The sequence below is a fragment of the Rhodococcus sp. WAY2 genome (assembly GCF_009859915.1).
In the GTDB taxonomy this organism is placed as follows: Bacteria; Actinomycetota; Actinomycetes; order Mycobacteriales; family Mycobacteriaceae; genus Rhodococcus_F; species Rhodococcus_F oxybenzonivorans.
In genome coordinates this window covers 2,742,903-2,760,803 of the sequence record NZ_CP046572.1, presented here as the reverse complement: position 1 = coordinate 2,760,803, position 17,901 = coordinate 2,742,903, and the positions used below count along the sequence as shown (strand labels likewise).

The window sequence follows — 17,901 nt, the reverse complement described above, 5'->3', positions numbered from 1 at the left end:
GATCTGGGAGGCAACACTGTCCGTCGAAACGCGCCCCTCCGCTCTGGCGGCCGGGGTCGAGAATGCGCTTCGAGAGTTCTTCGCCGGCCGGACGGAGTTGGTCGACGCCGTGGGCGGCGGCTACCGCGACGCCGTGACCACGCTGGAGAACTTCGTCCTCCGCGGCGGAAAGCGAGTACGCCCGGCCTTCGCGTGGACCGGGTGGATCGGCGCGGGCGGTGACCCGCAGGGTCCCGACGCCGGGCCGGTGCTGCGCGCCTGCTCAGCCCTCGAGCTGGTCCAAGCCTGCGCCCTGGTTCACGACGACATCATCGACGCCTCCACCACGCGACGCGGGTTCCCCACCGTCCACGTCCAGTTCGAGGAACGCCACCGCGCCGGTTCTTGGAGCGGCGAGTCTCCGCACTTCGGGGAGGCTGTCGCCATCCTGCTCGGCGACCTCGCATTGGCCTGGGCGGACGACATGATCCGCGAATCCGGTATCGGCCCGGACGCCGCCGCGCGCATCTCCCCCGTCTGGTCCGCGATGCGCACCGAGGTTCTCGGTGGCCAGTTTCTGGACATCAGCAACGAGGCCCGGGCCGACGAGTCGATCGACGCGGCGATGCGGGTCAACCGGTACAAGACCGCGGCGTACACCATCGAGCGGCCACTGCATCTCGGTGCCGCACTCGCCGGTGCCGGCGAGAACCTCGTGTCGGCCTACCGAAGATTCGGTACGGACATCGGGATCGCATTCCAGCTGCGGGACGATCTCCTCGGCGTGTTCGGTGACCCGGCCGTGACCGGAAAGCCGTCGGGTGACGATCTGCGGGCGGGGAAACGCACCGTGCTGTTCGCGCTGGCCCTTCAGCGCGCCGACCGCGATGATCCCGGGGCGGCCGCAGCGCTACGCGGGAGCATCGGCACCGACCTGTCCGACGCGGACGTGGATACGCTCCGCGAGACGATCACCTCGCTCGGCGCGGTCGACGACGTCGAGAAACGAATCGAGGAACTCGTCGACTCCGCGCTGACGACCCTGACGGCAAGCACCGCGACGCCGGAGGCGAAACAACACCTCACCGACATGGCGGTCGCGGCGACGCGGCGCAACTCCTGACGGCACCCCGATGGCACGCACGCTCCGCACCGTTCCGGGCCCCACCGATCACGTCGTCGTCGTCGGCGCCGGTCTCGCGGGCCTGTCGGCGGCTCTTCACCTCAGGGGGTCGGGCCGGCGGGTCACCGTCCTCGAACGGGATCCACTGCCGGGCGGCCGGGTGGGCACCTACCGCGGTCCCGGCTACGACATCGACAACGGCGCAACCGTGCTCACCATGCCCGAACTGGTCCGTGAAGCCCTCGCTGCGGTCGGAGCGGATTTCACCTCGACCCGGCCCGCCCTGATTCTCGAGAAACTGTCCCCGGCCTATCACGCGCGCTTCACCGACGGTTCCTCGCTCGACGTCCACTCGGACCCGGCGGCGATGGTCGCCGAGATCACCCGGGTGTGCGGACCCGCGGAATCCGATCGCTACCTGAAGCTACGACGCTGGCTCGGTCGCATCTTCGACGCCGAGTACTCCCGTTTCATGGACGCGAACTTCGACTCGCCTCTCGACCTCGTGTCGAGCAGGGCGGCCGCGGCGGATCTCGTCCGGCTCACTGCCCTGGGCGGGTTCGGCCGGCTCGGTTCCCGGGTCGATCGCACGATCACCGATCCGCGGCTACGCCGGATCTTCACCTTCCAGGCCCTGTACGCCGGGGTTGCGCCCGCCGATGCGCTCGCGGTGTACGGCGCCATCGCCCACATGGACACCTCATTGGGCGTCTACTTCCCGCAGGGCGGCATGCGCTCCATTGCTCGCGCACTCGCCGACGCATTCACCACGGCGGGCGGCGACCTCCGGCTCGACACAACGGTCACGCGGGTCGAAACGTCCGATGGCCGTGTGCGCGCCCTCCACACCGCGTCCGGTGAACGCGTCGGATGCGACGCCGTGGTCCTCACCCCGGACACCGCGGTCGTCGACGAACTGCTCCGGCCGGTCGCCCGGAGGATCCCCCGCCGCGTAAGGGTGTCACCGTCCGCGGTGGTCCTCCACGGCACGATCCCCACCGCGGTGACCTCCCGGTGGGCGGCGCAGCGTCACCACACCATCGACTTCGGCGCCGCGTGGGAGCGAACCTTCGCGGAGATCACCGCACGAGCCGGCCGCGGTCGCCTCATGACGGACCCCTCCCTGCTGATCACCCGGCCCGCGCTGTCCGACCCGAGCCTCCTCGTGGACCGCTCGGATGTTCCGTCCGAGCCGCTGTCGGTCCTGGCGCCCTGCCCCAATCTGCACAGTGCCCCGCTCGAGTGGTCGTCGCTGACCGGCCCCTACACGCGCGAACTTCTGCGGGTGCTCGAGGACCGCGGATACACGGGCATCGCCGCGCAGTTCGAGATCGACCACGTCGATACGCCGCTGACCTGGCTGAACAAGGGCATGAGCGCGGGCAGCCCGTTCGCGGCAGCACACGTCTTCCGCCAGACAGGCCCCTTCCGGCGCCCGAATCTGGTGCCGGGCGTCGACAACGCCGTCCTCGCCGGTTCCGGCACGGTCCCCGGTGTCGGTGTACCGACCGTCCTGCTGTCGGGGAAGCTCGCCGCGCGCCGCATCACCGGTGCGCAGGAGCCCGAAAGGCAGATATATGAGCGAGGCGTGGCAATAAGTGGTGTCGGGAGCAATTAAACTAGGCGCGACCATGTGGTGCGCGCGATGATCGGTGCACCGATCGCAACCGAACTCACCTCGGGGGAGGAATCTGCACCCATGACGTCCTCTGCCCCGCAGGCGACCGTCGCCCCTGCGACGACACCGCCGCACCGTTCGTGGCCTCAGACCACGGCCGACTTCCTCCGCAGCCAGGCGGGACATGCGGCGATCCTGGGTTTCGCCGGCGCGATCATGATCACGTTCGGTGGTTTCGGTGCGGGTAGCGTCCGCCGCGAGGATCCCCTGCTCGAGGCGATGCATCTGTCGTGGCTGCGGTTCGGGCACGGCCAGATACTGTCCACCGCCATCGTCTGGATCGGCGTCATCTCGATGATCGCCGCCTGGGTCCGGTTGGGGCGCGGCACGCTGGCCGGGGATGTCGCTCTGCGGCAGTTGCGCCTGATCGTTCCGATCTGGACGGCGCCCCTGCTGCTGGCGGTGCCGATGTTCAGCCGCGATGCCTACTCGTATCTCGCCCAGGGCGCCCTTCTGCGCGACGGCTTCGATCCCTATGCCGTGGGCCCGGTGGTCAATCCTGGGATTCTGCTCGACAACGTCAGCAACGTGTGGACCACGACGACGGCGCCCTACGGTCCGGTCTTCCTGCTTCTCGGTCAGGGAATCACCGCCCTGACCGGTGACAACGTCATCGCCGGCACCATGCTGCTGCGTCTGACGATGCTGCCGGGGCTCGCTCTCATGATGTGGGCGGTCCCCCACCTCGCACGTCACCTCGGCGGAAACCCGGCCATCGCCCTGTGGCTGGCAGTGCTCAACCCCCTCGTTCTGGTCCATCTCATCGGTGGAGTCCACAACGAGATGCTGATGGTCGGCCTGATGACGGCGGGCATCGCGCTCGTCCTCGAGCGACGCCATCTCGCGGGCATCGGGCTCGTCGCGATTGCGGTGGCGATCAAGGCGACCGCCGGTGCCGCACTCCCCTTCATGGTGTGGATCTGGATGCTGCACGAGAAGGAGAGAGCGGAGGCCGAAGGGCGTACTCCGGCATCGCCGCTGGCACTGTTCGCGAAAACTGCCGGCGCGGGGGTCGCCGTGTTCGTCGTCATCTTCGCCGCAGCGTCGGCGGTGGCCGGGGTCGGACTGGGCTGGATGACGGCCCTGTCGGGTTCGAACAAGATCATCAACTGGTTGTCGTTGCCGACGATCCTTGCCCATGTCGTGACCGTCGGAACGTCTTGGTTCGCGGATCTGCGGCTCGGCGAAATCCTCGCGATCACCCGGCCGATCTGCGCAGCCGCACTCGTCGCGATCGTCCTGACCGTCTGGTGGAAATTCAAGAACACCGAACGGGACGCAATACTCGGAATCCTGATCGTCCTGGTCGCCATCGTCATTCTCTCGCCGGCCGCGCTGCCCTGGTACTACTCCTGGCCCGTCGCCATCGCAGCGGGCTTCGCCCTGTCCACACGCACGCTGATGGTGCTCGTCGGGCTGTCCACTTGGTTGATGCTGGTATTCCAGCCCGACGGCTCGATCGGCCTCTACACCTTCCCCCACGTTGCTCTCGCCACGTTCGCGGCTGTGGTCGCGGCGGTGTCGCTGCGCACGGTCGACCCTCTGCGCTTGCGCGCATCCCGGCCGTCCCCGGAGGTCCCCTCCTCCGGACTCCGACGCGTAGCCGCGTCACCCGGCGTGGAATAGCCGGGCCATGGCGGAGCTGGTGGAGAGCTATCGCTACTGCGGTGCTCTGACAGCGGAGCATGGACGCACGTACCACCTCGCCACCCGGTTACTTCCCAGGCACCGCCGCAACGCGGTTCACGCGCTCTACGCGTTCGCCCGCACCGTCGACGACATCGTCGATGTCGAGATGGGCGGCGTGCGGTCGACCGAAGAGTGTGCAGCAGAACTCGATCGAATCGAATCGATGCTTCGACGGGGATTCGACGACCCGACTGCAATCGACCCCGGAACGGTTCCCGAGCTGGCGCCCGTCCTTCCCGCTTTCCTGGACTCGGTCGCGACCTTCCACATCTCGCCCGAATACTTCTTTGCGTTCCTCGAGTCGATGCGGATGGATATTCCGGATACCCCGTCGCACCGTGCCCGGTACACCACGATGCCGGCACTGCGGGAGTACATGTACGGGTCCGCCGCCGTGATCGGGCTGCAGATGCTGCCCGTGCTCGGCACGATCTGTCCCGCGGACGAGGCGGAGCCCCACGCCGCTGCGCTCGGCGAAGCGTTCCAGCTGACCAATTTCCTCCGGGACGTCGGAGAAGACCTCGACCGGGGACGCGTGTACCTCCCCGCTGACGAGCTGGCAGCTTTCGGTGTCGACACCGACCTGCTGATGTCCAGCCGACGCACCGGAACAACGGATCAGCGCATCGTTCGTGCGCTCGCCCACCTCATCGCGGTCACCCGGGCGGTGTACCGGGATGCGGAGCCGGGAATCGGCATGCTGGACCGCCGGGTACAGCCCGGGATCAGAACGGCCTTCGTGCTGTACTCGAGGATTCTCGACGAAATAGAGCGCAGCGGCTATGCCGTCTTACACCAGCGCGCGACGGTGCCGCGCAGGAACCGGTGGTCCACCGCCATTCCCCAATTCGCCCGGCTCGCGGTTCCCATACGCGGCACGCAGTGAAACGACGCTCAGAAACCCATCGCCTGTGCCCGGCGAACGACCTCTCGAGCCAGATCCCCGTGCAGCGCCTGCACGGGCGTCCCCGGAAGGCTGTCGTCCTCCCGGAAAAGCCACAGCAGAATCTCCTCGTCGCGGAAGCCGCCGTCGTGTAGTACCGCGATGAGGCCGGGCAGCCACTTCAGCGTCTGCCCGTCCTCACCGAAGAACAGTTCCGGAACGCCGAGCACACCGTTGCGGCGAACAGCGATCAGCTGCTCATCCCGTAGAAGCTGCTGCACACGTGTGACGGGTACACCCAGCGACTTCGCCACGTCCACCAGCTGTAGTAGCGAGACGGAAGGGTCCAGGACATCGTCACAGTAAGGGATGGCACTCACTCCCCTAACGTTATCTGGTCGGTTCCGCCGTGGCGCTACCGGTCGGTCCGGCTGGCTACGATTGGAGGGCGCGTGGCCGGACTGCGCGGACATTACGGGGGACGGACACAGTGCACGATGGAGGTCAACGTTTGATCGGCGAACTGCTCGACCGGCGCTATCGGGTGGATGCCCTGATCGCGCGTGGGGGTATGTCCACCGTGTATCGGGGGCTCGACATGCGCCTCGACCGTCCGGTGGCCATCAAAGTGATGGACCCGCAGTTCGCTGCCGACCCTGCCTTCGTCTCCCGCTTCGAGTTCGAAGCCCGTTCGGTGGCCCGGCTGGGGCATCCCTCACTCGTCGCCGTCTACGACCAGGGACACGACCGCGAACACGCCTTTCTCGTGATGGAACTCGTCGATGGGGGAACGCTACGGGAACTGTTGCGCGAGCGCGGGCCGATGCCTCCGCATGCCGTGGCCGCGGTGGCTGGACCGGTTCTCGATGCGCTGGCCGTCGCTCACCGTGCCGGACTCGTGCACAGGGACGTCAAACCGGAGAACATCCTGATTTCCGACGGCGGCGAGGTGAAGATCGCCGACTTCGGTCTGGTGCGCGCCGCAGCAGCGTCGAACACCACGTCCAACAGCGTCATTCTCGGTACCGCCGCATACCTGTCTCCCGAGCAGGTCACGTCCGGGGTCGCGGATACCCGCAGCGACGTCTATTCCACCGGGATCCTGCTGTTCGAGCTTCTCACCGGGCGCACACCGTTTACCGGGGACACCTCCCTTTCCGTTGCGTATCAGCGCATCAACCAGGACGTTCCCCGACCGGGGTCGTACATCGCCGGGGTTCCGCACGAGTTCGACGAACTCGTCGCCGAGGCCACCCACCGGGAACCCTCACACCGTTTCGCCAACGCCGAACAGATGGGAACGGCACTCCGTAGCATCGCGGCGGCGCTCGAGCTGCCCACCTACCGGGTGCCCGCACCCCGCCGCTCGGCCCAGCATCTTGCGGCCGCTGCGAGCGCACCTCCGCTCACCTCGCCGCCGAGCCCGCTCGCCCCACCCACCGCGCACCTTCCCGCTGCTCCTCTCCACGCACCGCTCCCGCAACACAGCGGACAGCCCGGTATCCAGCACACCCGCATCGTGACGGCGGGTACCCCGCGTCCCCCGATGGACGGGCACGGATCGGCCGGCGACGACGAACCTGACGAGGGGTACCGGTATCCGGATTTCGCCGCCGAACGTCAGCGGTCGCGGCGGACGACGATCCTGTGGCTGCTGGTGGTACTGATGCTCGCCCTCGCCGTGGGGTTCGGCGGCTGGTGGATGGGTTCCGGCCGGTACACCGCGGTCCCGGCCATCGACGGGCTGGATCGAGGTGCCGCGGTGTCGGCGATCGAGGCGGCAGGGCTCTCTTCGGAGATTCGCGGCGAGTATTCGGATACAGCCGCCCTCGACACCGTGCTGGGGACGGATCCCCCGGGCGGCTCGCGGATCTCCCGGGACGGCACGGTCGCGCTCGTCGTGTCACTCGGACAGCCGACCGTCCCTCCCCTGCCCGCCGGCGGCGATCGTTCCGAGATCGAGCGGGAGCTTCGGCACCGGACCTTCATGCCCGTCGACGGGGGTCAGGCATTCAGCGCGAAGGTTCCGATCGGTGCGGTGGCCGCGCTCGATCCGGCGCCCGGCACCTCACTCCCCACGGGCTCGCAGGTAAAACTCATCGTCAGCAAGGGCGCTCCCCCCGTCGACATCCCCGACGTGCGGGGAATGTCGGAGGCTGAGGCACGCGCGTCCCTCGAAGCGGTCGGCATCGTGGTACAGGACACTGCCACCGACTTCGACCGGAAGGTCGAGGAAGGCGATGTCATCGCCACCGACCCGAAGGCCGGTACCCAGGTCAGCGCAGGCAGCAGTGTCACCTTGACGGTGTCCAACGCCGTGCGGGTGCCGTCGATGCTCGGACGCACCGTCGGATCCGCTCGCGACGAGCTGACGCGACTGGGACTCGAGGTGAAGGTGCGTCAAGTCACCCACACCGACCGGTCGGTGGTGATCAGCCAGAACCCGGGCGGCGGCGACCTGGTGAAACCCGGGAGCACCGTCACCCTGGTGTCGCTGCCCTGACTCTGTCCGGATCAGCCGCGCAGCATCTCCGCGACGAGGAACGCCAGTTCGAGTGACTGCTGCGTGTTGAGCCTCGGGTCGCAGGCAGTCTCGTACCGGCCCGAGAGATCGAGGTCGGAAATGTCCTGGGCGCCGCCGAGGCACTCGGTGACGTTCTCGCCGGTCAACTCGACATGGATGCCGCCCGGGTAGGTGCCGAGGCCGTTGTGGACCTCGAAGAAACCCTGGACCTCGTCGACGATGCGGTCGAAGTGACGGGTCTTGTAGCCGGTGGACGCCTCGTGCGTGTTGCCGTGCATCGGGTCGCACTGCCAGATGATCTGGTGACCGGTGGCCTGCACCTTTTCGATGATGGGCGGCAGCAGGTCGCGCACCTTGTTGTTGCCCATCCGGGAGATCAGCGTCAGCCGGCCCGGTTTGTTGGTGGGGTCCAGACGCTCGACGTATTCGACGGCCATCTCGGGGGTGGTGCTGGGACCGATCTTCAGTCCGATCGGGTTGGACACCAGTTCCGCGAACGCGATGTGCGCTCCGTCGAGCTGACGGGTGCGGTCACCGATCCATAGGAAGTGGGCCGACAGGTCGTACAGCTTGGGGTGATCGTCGTCGTTGTCCAGACGGAGCATCGCTCGCTCGTAATCGAGGACCAGCGCCTCATGGCTGGCGAAGATCTGCGCCTGATGCAGGCTCGGATCGGTGACGCCGCACGCGTTCATGAACTGCAGGCCACGGTCGATCTCCGCGGCAAGTGCCTCGTAGCGGGCACCCGCGGGTGAGGACGCCACGAACTCACGGTTCCAGTCGTGGACCTTGTGCAGATCGGCCATGCCCGCGCCGGTGAGCGCGCGGACGAGGTTCATCGCTGCACTCGCGTTCGCGTAGGCGCGCACCAGCCGCGACGGGTCGTGGGCGCGCACCGCCTCGTCCGCGACGAGGGAGTTGATCATGTCGCCGCGGTACGACTGCAGTCCCAGTGCGTCCACGTTCGACGACCTCGGCTTCGCGTACTGACCGGCGATGCGCGCAACCTTGACCACGGGCAGGCTCGCGCCGTAGGTGAGGACGACGGCCATCTGCAGCAGCGTGCGAATGTTGCCCTTGATGTGCGGCTCGGTGTTGTCGGCGAAGGTCTCCGCGCAGTCACCGCCCTGGAGGAGGAATGCCTCCCCACGGGCCACCTGCGCCAGCTTCTCCTGCAGCGCGACGACCTCGCTGGCGACCGTGATCGGCGGAACGCTCTCGAGGACGGTCCGCATCGCCGCGGCCTGCCCCTCCGGCCACTGCGGCTGCTGGGCAGCCGGCTTGGCCAGGGCAGCGTCGAGCTGCTCACGCATCACGGAAGGAAGCGGCGGAAGTTCGGGCAAGCGGTCGATCGGCACGTCGACAGTCCAGTTCACCCATACAGGATATTCGCTCGGCAGGACGGATGGCGAGTCAGGTCACCGCAGCGACCGCGCCACCCGCACGGCTTCGAACTTTGCCATGTTGTGCCGGGCGTCGGCCAGTGCGTCGTGTGCGTCTCCCGGTGCAGGTGGAAGGGCTGGACTGCCGTTGTCCTCCCAGTACTGACGGAGCTCTCGGGTGTAGCGGGGCAGCGACTGCGGCAACGCCGTCATGTCTCCCCACAGCTGACACAGGGCGACGTGGTCGTAGGCGGCCACCCACGCCCACAGTTCGGGCACCACGCCGGGTCGGGGAATCAGGAACGTGTACAGGTCGTCGCGGATCCGCGCGCGGCTCTTCCACAAGGGGGACGACGGTTGAGGCAGTTTCGGCAGAACGTTCCGCCGCACCCACTTTCCGGCGCGCGCGGGATCGAACTCGGTGGACACGGCGTAGAATTCACGTCCGTCCTCTGCGACCACCCCGATCGACACCAGGTCGATCGTGCGACCATCCTCGATGAACTCGCAGTCGTAGAAGTAACGCACGCCCGCAGACTATGCCTCATTCGTCGGCGTCGACCGGATCCACCCCTCACTCCTGAAGGAGACCTTGGTGAGCGCTACCCCCGACGGTCGTCGGTCCGCGGGCACTGCCGCGGACCGCTCGGAGGCGCCGCGGACGCCGCCGGGACAACGCGTGGCAGGTGTGTTGATCCGGGTCCTGATCGTCACCGGACTCGTCACCGGCTTCGCGTATAACCTCGTCGGTCTGCCGGGTCTGCGCGACTTCGGTTTCTACTACCGGCTCGACCTGGACGTCTACCGTCTCGGCGGGTCGGTGTTCCTCCACGGGCCCACTCTCTACGGATCGATGCCACCCACGCAGATGGGTAACTTCCTTCCGTTCACCTATCCGCCGCTCGCGGCGGTGGTCTTCAGTCCACTGTCGCTGGTGTCGCTGGAGGCCGCAGGAGTGGTGGTGACCGTGCTGTCCCTTGTCGCCCTGTTCGGCGCACTCCTCGTCACTCTCGACTCCCTCGGAATCGCCCCGCGGACCACCCTGGTGTGGACGGCACTCGGCGGGCTGGCCGTGGCCATGACACTCGAACCGGTGTCGTCCACTCTCGACTATGGGCAGATCAACATCCTGCTGATGGCGTTGGTGGCGTTCGACTGCCTCGCGAAGCGCACACCCCTGCCCCGCGGTGTGTTGATCGGACTGGCCGCCGCCGTGAAGCTGACCCCCGCCGTGTTCGTGCTGTACTTCCTGCTGCGCAGAGACTTTCGCGCGGCAGTGACGACGGCGGCCGCCTTCGTTGCATTCAGCGCGGTGGGCGCGATCGCAACGTGGAGCGACTCGGTCATCTACTGGACCCGGACTCTCTTCGACTCGGGCCGGATCGGCACTCCCGCGTATCCGGCAAATCAGAGCATCACCGGGGTGCTGGCACGTTTCGACGTGAGCGAGTCGTTGCGCACCCCGATCTGGCTGCTGCTCAGTCTCGGGGTTCTCGCCGTCGTGATCGTCGCGATGCTCCGAACGCTCCGCGCCGGAGAGGCCGCGCTCGCGCTCGGGGTGAACGCGGTGCTGGGACTTCTGGTGTCCCCGGTGTCCTGGTCACACCACTGGGTGTGGTCGGTGCCGATCATCCTCACGCTCGGGGTCCTCGCCTACCGGCGACGCAGCATCGCGCTCGGGCTCCTCGCAGTCGCGGGACTGGCCGTCATCAAGGTGGCCGCCCATTGGAAGCTGGGAGTCGGCCGTTGGAGCGGCGTCCACTGGAGTGTGTGGGACCAGTTCCTGGCGTCGTCCTACGTGTGGTGGGGCCTCGCTGTGGTAGCCGTGGCGTTCGTCACCTTCGGCACGGCCGCGCCCCGGCCGGACGGGGACGAACGCCGGACACCGTCCGGCGACGTGTCCGTCCCCGTGTCCTGAGGCGACGCGTCCGTCCCCGTGTCCTGAGGCGACGCGTCCGTCCCCGTGTCCTGAGGCGACGTGTCCGTCCCCGTGTCCTGAGGCGACGTGTCCGTCCCCGTGTCCTGAGGCGACGTGTCCGTCCCCGTGGCCTGAGGCCGTGGCAAGTCAGCTCGCGCGTGTGTCCGGCATCCGAGTGACATCGGTGGCCGGGGCGAGTCCTGCCTCCGGCACCGCAGTCGGGCCGGTCGACGTCGACTTCTTGAGGGTCGCCGCGTAGATGTCGACGTACTCCTGACCGGACAGCTTCATCAGCTTGTACATCACCTCGTCGGTGACGGCCCGCTCGACGAACCGATTGCCGCCCATTCCCTCGAACCGGGAGAAGTCGATCGGCTCCCCGATCCGGACGGTCACCTTCGCGGGACGCCAGAGCCGCGAACCGATCGGGTTGACCTTCGCCGTTCCGATCATGGCCACCGGGATGACCTTCACACCGGACTCGAGCGCCAACCGCGCCAGTCCGGTCTTCCCCTTGTAGAGCCGGCCGTCCGGAGAACGGGTGCCCTCCGGATAGATGCCCAGCAACTTCCCCTGCGACAACACCCGCAGACCGGCATTCAGTGCGTCCTGCGCGGCGTCGGCCCCGGTGCGGTCGATCGGCACCTGCCCGGCGACGGAGAAGAACCAGCGCTGGAAGGCGCCCTTCAGTCCCGTCCCGGTGAAGTACTCACTCTTCGCGAGGAAGGTGATCCTGCGCGAGACACGCAACGGAAGGAAGAACGAATCCAGCACTGCCTGATGGTTACTCGCCAAGATGGCACCACCCTCGGCCGGAATGTTCTCCGTTCCCTCCACCGTGGGCCTACCCAACACCCAGAGAACCGGCCCCAAAAACACGTACTTGAAGAGCCAGTACCACATGGCGTCCCTCCCGTTGCAACCCAAGCTTCGTTCGGGTCGACTCTACTTCGGGTAGGTGAGGGCCGCTACATACGCCCTGGTACCCCGCACAGCATCACACTGCAGGTTTACAGGTGTCGAAGAGGAGTCAACCTACCCGGTCGGGCAGGACGGCCCGGGCGAGCTCCGCGGCACCGATCATGCCCGCTGCCTCACCCAGTTGAGTCGACCGGATTCGTGCCAACGGCCGATGGCCCGCGCCGGTGGTCAATGCAGCGTAGTGCTCGCGTGCCGCGTCGAGAAACAACGGGGACGAGCTTGCCACGCCGCCTGCGATCACGATGAGATCAGGGTCGTACACGTCGCCGATCAGTGCCAGCCCCACCCCGAGCCAGCGCGCGAATTCCCGCATCGTCTGTTGGGCCAGGGGGTCCCCGTCCTGGGCGGCGCCTGCGATCCGCCGTCCCGTCAGCGCACCCGGATCGACGGCGACTTCACGGGCGAGGATGGTCGACGTCGTCGGATCGGCGGCCAGCAGCTCGATCGCAGTGTCGACGAGGGCCGTGCCGCTGCAGTACCGCTCCCAGCACCCGCGCTTCCCACACGCGCACGGACGGCCACCCGGAACGACTTGAATGTGCCCGAGCTCCGGAGCGACACCATGGCTGCCGCGGTAGAGCTGCCCGTCCGCGAGGAGCGCGGCCCCGATGCCCGTCCCGACGGCGAGCATCACCACGTTCCGACCTCCGGCCGCAGCGCCGAAACGGTGCTCGGCCCATGCGGCGGCATTGGCGTCGTGCTCGAGGATCACCGGGAGGCCCAGCCGCTCGCCCAGGTCCCGCCCTACCGGTGCACCCACCCAGGGCAGGTGGGGCGCGAACCGCACCGTGGTGCGGTCCGGGGTGATGAATCCGGCGACCGCCAGCCCGACAGCGGCGATACTGTGTCGCCCCGACAGCTCCCGTACGGCCCGGTCGAGGCCGTTCTCGAGAGCCTTCGCGGACGCCGGTGTCGGCGACTGGAGCGAGTCCAGAACCTCGCCACTCGCATCGACCACCGAGGCACGGATGCTGGTCCCGCCGACGTCGATGCCGATGGTCAGTGGCGAGCTGCCGCCCGTGTCGCTGCCCGCGCCGTTGTTCATGGACATGATTGTGCCCACGCCGGGCCGCCCGCGCGCATGAGATCTGCGGACAGGGCGCCGGCGGTCACTGCTTGATGGTGACCGAAATGGGGACGAACGCCGAGCCGGCGGGATCGCGTGCTGCGTCCTCGGCGCCACCCGGCGGGGGGTCCGGGGCCTGCGGGCCGTCCGGGGTGTCGTGCACACGATGCTCGTCGAGTATCTGCCGGAGAACCGCGATGAGCACGGTCCCCTGATTCGCCAGAAGTGTCACGAGGTCGTGCTGTTCACCGCGAATCAACGCCGCGAGCGCACAGACCGGGCACCACGTGCACCCCGACCACTCGCCGGTGCCCGCCGCCGGATCGTTCGGCCCGTCCTGCGCGTGGGGTGCCGCGGCGCGCTGCAGGATCGGTTCGAGTCGCTCCAGGGCATTTTCGGCCAGCGCCCGCAGTTCCGCGACGAGTTGGGCGTGATCGTCGTTCATACCGGCCACACCTGAGGGTCGGGGGTGAAGCGCACCACGAGGTCGGTGCCGTCCAGTTCCGCGCCTGCAACGACGCATCGGCGTAGGACGGAGGCGAGGCGTATTCGCCGGCGCACCCCTTCGGCACCCACAACCAAATCGTCCTCCACTCGACCCAAGGTGAGAGTCGACGGATTCACGAGCGGCAGATACATCCGCATCGTGTACACAGAATCCACACCGGCCCCCGATTCCAGCCCCACCCGCACTGCAGGGGGGTTTTTCCCCAGCACCGCAACCGCGTCCACGCCGTCGGTATACAACTCCCTGGCGATATCGCCGAGATCGGCCAACCCTACCGGCTCCGTCACCGAACGGGTCACCGTGCGGATCACGGTCGCTCCGACCGACGCGGTGAGCTCGGCGAGCACCCTCTGCTGGAGCGCCCGTCGCCGCGTCAGCCAGGCGACTCCGGGACCATCTCCCTGATAAGTCGAATCGAACTGCGGCAGAAGGTTGTTCACGAGGATGGCATCGACCCGCAGGTCCGAGAGCGCCGCCGCGGCCAAGGTGCGGCGTGTTTCTGTGAGCACCACCCGCTCGGGCGCGGTAACCAGGCGCACAGTGGTTTTCGAGCGGTTCGTCAGCAACGCCCGGACCTCGCCGACGGCGGAGACCACCTGCTCGAGCAACGAGACCAGCATGACCAGCCGCGGATCCGTGCCCACCAGGGCGATCATCCGCCGATGCTGCGGCCACACCCGCTCGATGTAGTCGAGGGTCATCGCAGGAGCGTCGAGCATCCGCAGGGCATCCGCGGTGGGTGGGCAGTCCACGACGACGGTGTCGTACCGCCCGCTGGTGGCGAAGCCGACGACCTCCCGCAAACCCAGCACGTCCTGCACACCCGGCAGCCCCGTCAACTCCTCGGGCTCCAGTGCCGACAGTTGCGCGCCGTGGTCGTGGTTGCCTGCGGCGGCGATCAGTGCCGACACGCTCCTGAAGCGCCTTTCCAGCACGGCGAGAGTGTCCAGTTCGAGCACGTCGAGACTTTCGGCCACCGACACGAGGTCCCGTGCCGACCCGACACCGAGGACGTCGGCGAGTGAATGCGCTTGATCGAGGGAAACGAGAAGTGTCCGACTACCACTGTCCGCAGCCGCCCGCGCCGTCGCGGCAGCGAGTGTGGTCTTACCCACACCGCCCTTGCCAACGAAGAACTGGACCCGTGCGGGACCGCTACCGCCCTCGCTGATCAGCCTTCCACCCGCTTCTTCAGTTCCTTGAGCGCTGTATCGGTGATGGCCTTTTCGGCCTTGCGCTTGAACAGGCCGATCATCGGGATGGTGAGGTCCACGGTCAGTTCGTAGGTGACGGTGGTACTGCCGCCCGATTCTTCCTCGAGCACATACGAACCGAATTGCGCCTTCTGTATCTCGCCCGACTCGAGCTCCCAGCTCACGGCCTTGCCGTCCGGCGCCCATTGGTAGCGGAGCACATAGGTGTCCTTGACCATTCCCGCATCGAGGACGAAGCGCACCCGATCGGCCCTGCCGTTCGGCCCCGGGTCCAGTACCTCCACGGATTTCGCTGCCGTCACCCACGCCGGATACGCGTCGAAGTCGGCGATCACATCCATCACCCGGGCGGCCGGCGCCTCGATACTGATCGACCTCTTGGTCCTCTCGGGCATGGACTGAACGCTTCCTTTCGCGTGTGCGAACCCGCGCGCCGATGGCCGGGCCACACTGTTACCTGGTTCCGTGACTGTGTCGTGCCCGACTATCACACACGATTCCTGTGCTCGGACACAATGCTGACGGCGCCCCTGGGAAAGGGCGCCAGGTCAGGATGGTGGTTCCCCGGGTGCGCGACCCGCTTCCAGTTCCTTCTTGACCTCGAAGGACATCACTTTCCCCTCGACACGGCGGCGACGGTTCAGTGCGGCCAGGTCGGGTGAACCGTCGCCCTCGCTCCGGGCCGGTTCGGCATGCAGGAAGTAGTGGACGATCACCCCGTCGAGCACCGGTTCGAGCCACACCTCCATCGTTCCGGTGAGGGACCCGGCCACGACCCACCGGATCCCCTTGTCGGCACGGTCCTCGCGGACGGACAGAGTGAGGTCGGGCCACCACCGTCGCCAGCGGGTGGGCGGGGCAATCGCCGCCGCTACCTGCGCGGGTGGCGCCGCAACGAACGTCTGGTCTGCGACCTGAATACTGCTCACAGCGACTAGCTTCACACACTGCCGCGCCACGATCGCCGCGTGGTCGCTCCGGTGGCCGAGAGCAGGCTCTGAGCAGGGGTCCGTCGGGCTGGGACAGCGAGGTGCAGGCGAAGGTCTAAAGTTGGGCCAGACAATCCTACTCGTCAGTATCTTTCAGCGTCGGAGGTTTTTCGTGCCCGAGTTCAGCGCGCCACAGTCGTTCACGATCGCGGAGGACGCGTCCGCGGTCGACTCGGTGTTCGCCCACGCAGCGGCCCGTCCGGCGCTGGTCGTGTACAAGCGGAAGGTCGCGGGAAGCTGGACCGATGTCACGGCCGCAGATTTCGCGGCACAGGTCACCGCGGTCGCGAAGGGCCTTGTCGCCCTGGGCGTCCAGCAGGGTGATCGGGTCGCGTTGATGTCCGCCACCCGGTACGAGTGGCCGCTCCTCGACTTCGCCATCTGGTCCGCCGGCGGCGTTACCGTCCCGATCTACGAAACATCCTCGGCGGAGCAGGTCCGCTGGATCCTCGGCGATTCCGAAGCCACCCAGTTGATCGTCGAGAACGCCACGCATGCGGCAACCGTGAAGGAGGTCGCCGCCGAGGCATCGGCGCTGCGTGGGGTCTACCAGATCGAGGCGGCCGGCGGTGAGCGCGGCGTCGTCGACGAACTGACCACGCTCGGCATCGACGTCCCGGACGCGGAGATCGAGGCCCGGGTCGCGGCTCTGAAGTCGAGCGACCCCGCGACTCTCATATACACCTCCGGTACCACCGGTCGCCCCAAAGGCTGCCAGCTGACGCACTCGAATCTGATCGCCGAGTCGAAGGGCATCCTCGACTCGAGCCTCGGCACCCTGCTGAAGTCCCCCGGTGTGAGCACGCTGATGTTCCTCCCGATGGCGCACGTACTCGCGCGGGCCGTGAGCATCGCATCGTTCGACGCCGGTGCTGCGCTCGGACACACGAGCGACATCCCGAACCTGGTCCCCACTTTCGGCGAGTTCCGCCCCGACTTCATCCTGTCGGTGCCCCGTGTCTTCGAGAAGGTGTACAACAGTGCCCGCGCCAAGGCCCACGGCGAGGGCAAGGGCAAGATTTTCGACGCGGCCGCCGAGACGGCCATCGCCTTGAGCGAAGCTCAGGACAAGGGCGGGCCGGGACTGGTCCTCAAGGCCAAGCATGCACTGTTCGACAAGCTGGTGTTCTCGAAACTACGCGCGGCGCTGGGCGGAAAGTGTCAGCTGGCGATCTCGGGCGGCGCACCCCTCGGCGCCCGGCTCGGTCACTTCTTCCGCGGCATCGGCATCACGATCTACGAGGGCTACGGTCTCACCGAGACCTCAGCGGCATTCGCAGTCAACACGATCGGCGAACAGAAGGTCGGTTCGGTCGGCAAACCCCTCGCAGGAAACTCGGTCCGCATCGCGGACGACGGCGAGATCCTGCTGTCGGGACCGGTGGTGTTCCACGGATACTGGCGCAACGAGGCCGCCACGTCCGAGGCACTCGACAACGGCTGGTTCCACACCGGCGACCTCGGGTCGGTCGATTCGGACGGTTTTATCACGATCACCGGCCGCAAGAAAGAGATCATCGTCACGGCCGGTGGAAAGAACGTGTCCCCCGCGCAGCTCGAGGATCACCTTCGCGCGCACCCGCTCATCAGCCAGGCCATCGTCGTCGGCGACCAGAAGCCGTTCATCGGCGCTCTGATCACGATCGACGCCGACGCCCTCCCCGCGTGGAACGAGCGCAACGGCAAGCCCGCCGAGACCAAGGTCGGCGATCTGCTCGCCGACGCCGATCTCACGGCCGAGATCGACGAGGCGGTCGCCGAAGCCAACAAACTCGTCTCGCACGCGGAGGCGATCAAGAAGTTCCGTGTCCTGCCCGTCGACTTCACCGAGGAGACAGGGGAACTCACGCCCACGATGAAGCTCAAGCGGAACGTCGTGCACGAGAGCTTCTCCGAGGAGATCGCCGCCATTTACGCCAAGTAGTCCCCTCCGGCTCGTGAGTACTTCTCAACCGCCCGCGGTTGAG

Annotated in this window: 16 protein-coding genes; 7 read left to right on the top strand and 9 right to left on the bottom strand. The window is 67.4% G+C overall.

All coding sequences use genetic code 11. From position 1 onward, the window contains the following. The first annotated feature begins 1 nt into the window (after nucleotide 1). The 4 genes from GFS60_RS12815 (at nucleotide 2) to GFS60_RS12800 (ending at nucleotide 5,355) form a co-directional block, all read left to right on the top strand. Complete coding sequence (locus GFS60_RS12815; RefSeq protein ID WP_201453610.1) at nucleotides 2-1,102, top strand: polyprenyl synthetase family protein; 1,101 nt, start codon at nucleotides 2-4, stop codon at nucleotides 1,100-1,102. A 10-nt stretch (nucleotides 1,103-1,112) separates the two neighbouring features. After that, the gene (gene crtI / locus GFS60_RS12810) at nucleotides 1,113-2,720 is read left to right on the top strand and encodes a phytoene desaturase family protein (RefSeq protein ID WP_159921697.1); all 1,608 of its coding nucleotides are present in this window, start codon (nucleotides 1,113-1,115) and stop codon (nucleotides 2,718-2,720) included. An 81-nt stretch (nucleotides 2,721-2,801) separates the two neighbouring features. Further along, nucleotides 2,802-4,406, top strand: coding sequence for an alpha-(1->6)-mannopyranosyltransferase A (locus GFS60_RS12805; protein WP_159927128.1), 1,605 nt, complete (start codon nucleotides 2,802-2,804; stop codon nucleotides 4,404-4,406). 7 nt (nucleotides 4,407-4,413) lie between these two features. Continuing rightward, entirely contained in the window at nucleotides 4,414-5,355 is a 942-nt protein-coding gene (locus tag GFS60_RS12800; RefSeq protein WP_159921695.1) for a phytoene/squalene synthase family protein, read from the top strand. A gap of 8 nt (nucleotides 5,356-5,363) precedes the next feature. On the opposite strand, the gene GFS60_RS12795 is transcribed toward GFS60_RS12800, so the two are convergent. Continuing rightward, nucleotides 5,364-5,732 (bottom strand): Rv2175c family DNA-binding protein, encoded by a 369-nt coding sequence (locus GFS60_RS12795; protein ID WP_159921693.1) that lies wholly within the window; start codon nucleotides 5,730-5,732, stop codon nucleotides 5,364-5,366. 110 nt (nucleotides 5,733-5,842) lie between these two features. Between GFS60_RS12795 and pknB the strand changes: the two genes are divergently transcribed. After that, entirely contained in the window at nucleotides 5,843-7,855 is a 2,013-nt protein-coding gene (gene pknB, locus GFS60_RS12790) for a Stk1 family PASTA domain-containing Ser/Thr kinase (RefSeq protein ID WP_236603447.1), read from the top strand. An 11-nt stretch (nucleotides 7,856-7,866) separates the two neighbouring features. Here the strand turns inward: pknB and GFS60_RS12785 are convergent, their stop codons facing one another. Both GFS60_RS12785 and GFS60_RS12780 read right to left on the bottom strand, forming a co-directional pair. Then, the gene (locus tag GFS60_RS12785) at nucleotides 7,867-9,252 is read right to left on the bottom strand and encodes a class II 3-deoxy-7-phosphoheptulonate synthase (RefSeq protein WP_109329236.1); all 1,386 of its coding nucleotides are present in this window, start codon (nucleotides 9,250-9,252) and stop codon (nucleotides 7,867-7,869) included. Between the two features lie 42 nt (nucleotides 9,253-9,294). Then, on the bottom strand, nucleotides 9,295-9,786 hold the full coding sequence (locus GFS60_RS12780) for a polyadenylate-specific 3'-exoribonuclease AS (protein WP_159921691.1): 492 nt from the start codon (nucleotides 9,784-9,786) through the stop codon (nucleotides 9,295-9,297). A gap of 52 nt (nucleotides 9,787-9,838) precedes the next feature. Here GFS60_RS12780 and GFS60_RS12775 point away from each other — a divergent pair, with 52 nt between their 5' ends. Further along, complete coding sequence (locus GFS60_RS12775) at nucleotides 9,839-11,176, top strand: glycosyltransferase 87 family protein (RefSeq protein ID WP_397518053.1); 1,338 nt, start codon at nucleotides 9,839-9,841, stop codon at nucleotides 11,174-11,176. 147 nt (nucleotides 11,177-11,323) lie between these two features. Here the strand turns inward: GFS60_RS12775 and GFS60_RS12770 are convergent, their stop codons facing one another. From GFS60_RS12770 to GFS60_RS12745, 6 genes are all read right to left on the bottom strand, one after another. Continuing rightward, nucleotides 11,324-12,079 carry a lysophospholipid acyltransferase family protein gene (locus GFS60_RS12770; protein WP_159921687.1) on the bottom strand — a complete coding sequence of 252 codons (756 nt, stop codon included), beginning with the start codon at nucleotides 12,077-12,079 and terminating at the stop codon, nucleotides 11,324-11,326. Nucleotides 12,080-12,206: 127 nt separating this feature from the next. Beyond that, nucleotides 12,207-13,202, bottom strand: a complete 996-nt coding sequence (locus GFS60_RS12765) for an ROK family protein (protein WP_109335033.1) — start codon at nucleotides 13,200-13,202, stop codon at nucleotides 12,207-12,209. Between the two features lie 64 nt (nucleotides 13,203-13,266). Beyond that, a complete protein-coding gene (locus tag GFS60_RS12760; protein WP_159921685.1) occupies nucleotides 13,267-13,668 on the bottom strand; it encodes a hypothetical protein in 402 nt (133 codons plus the stop codon). After that, complete coding sequence (locus tag GFS60_RS12755) at nucleotides 13,665-14,903, bottom strand: ArsA family ATPase (RefSeq protein WP_317768221.1); 1,239 nt, start codon at nucleotides 14,901-14,903, stop codon at nucleotides 13,665-13,667. Before GFS60_RS12755 ends, GFS60_RS12760 begins: the two co-directional genes overlap by 4 nt. Beyond that, nucleotides 14,903-15,340 (bottom strand): SRPBCC family protein, encoded by a 438-nt coding sequence (locus tag GFS60_RS12750; protein WP_159921683.1) that lies wholly within the window; start codon nucleotides 15,338-15,340, stop codon nucleotides 14,903-14,905. Before GFS60_RS12750 ends, GFS60_RS12755 begins: the two co-directional genes overlap by 1 nt. Before the next feature lie 153 nt (nucleotides 15,341-15,493). Beyond that, entirely contained in the window at nucleotides 15,494-15,874 is a 381-nt protein-coding gene (locus GFS60_RS12745; protein ID WP_159921681.1) for a polyketide cyclase / dehydrase and lipid transport, read from the bottom strand. A gap of 172 nt (nucleotides 15,875-16,046) precedes the next feature. On the opposite strand from GFS60_RS12745, the gene GFS60_RS12740 reads away from it, so the two are divergent. Further along, a complete protein-coding gene (locus GFS60_RS12740; protein WP_159921679.1) occupies nucleotides 16,047-17,858 on the top strand; it encodes an AMP-dependent synthetase/ligase in 1,812 nt (603 codons plus the stop codon). The last annotated feature ends 43 nt before the right edge of the window (nucleotides 17,859-17,901 follow it).

Bases quoted from the DNA above. Each gene is read 5' to 3' on its own strand.
- GFS60_RS12770 (WP_159921687.1), bottom strand. From the start codon at position 12,079: ATGTGGTACTGGCTCTTCAAGTACGTGTTTTTGGGGCCGGTTCTCTGG.
- GFS60_RS12750 (WP_159921683.1), bottom strand. From the start codon at position 15,340: ATGCCCGAGAGGACCAAGAGGTCGATCAGTATCGAGGCGCCGGCCGCC.
- GFS60_RS12765 (WP_109335033.1), bottom strand. From the start codon at position 13,202: ATGAACAACGGCGCGGGCAGCGACACGGGCGGCAGCTCGCCACTGACC.
- GFS60_RS12805 (WP_159927128.1), top strand. From the start codon at position 2,802: ATGACGTCCTCTGCCCCGCAGGCGACCGTCGCCCCTGCGACGACACCG.
- GFS60_RS12760 (WP_159921685.1), bottom strand. From the start codon at position 13,668: ATGAACGACGATCACGCCCAACTCGTCGCGGAACTGCGGGCGCTGGCC.
- crtI (WP_159921697.1), top strand. From the start codon at position 1,113: ATGGCACGCACGCTCCGCACCGTTCCGGGCCCCACCGATCACGTCGTC.
- GFS60_RS12800 (WP_159921695.1), top strand. From the start codon at position 4,414: ATGGCGGAGCTGGTGGAGAGCTATCGCTACTGCGGTGCTCTGACAGCG.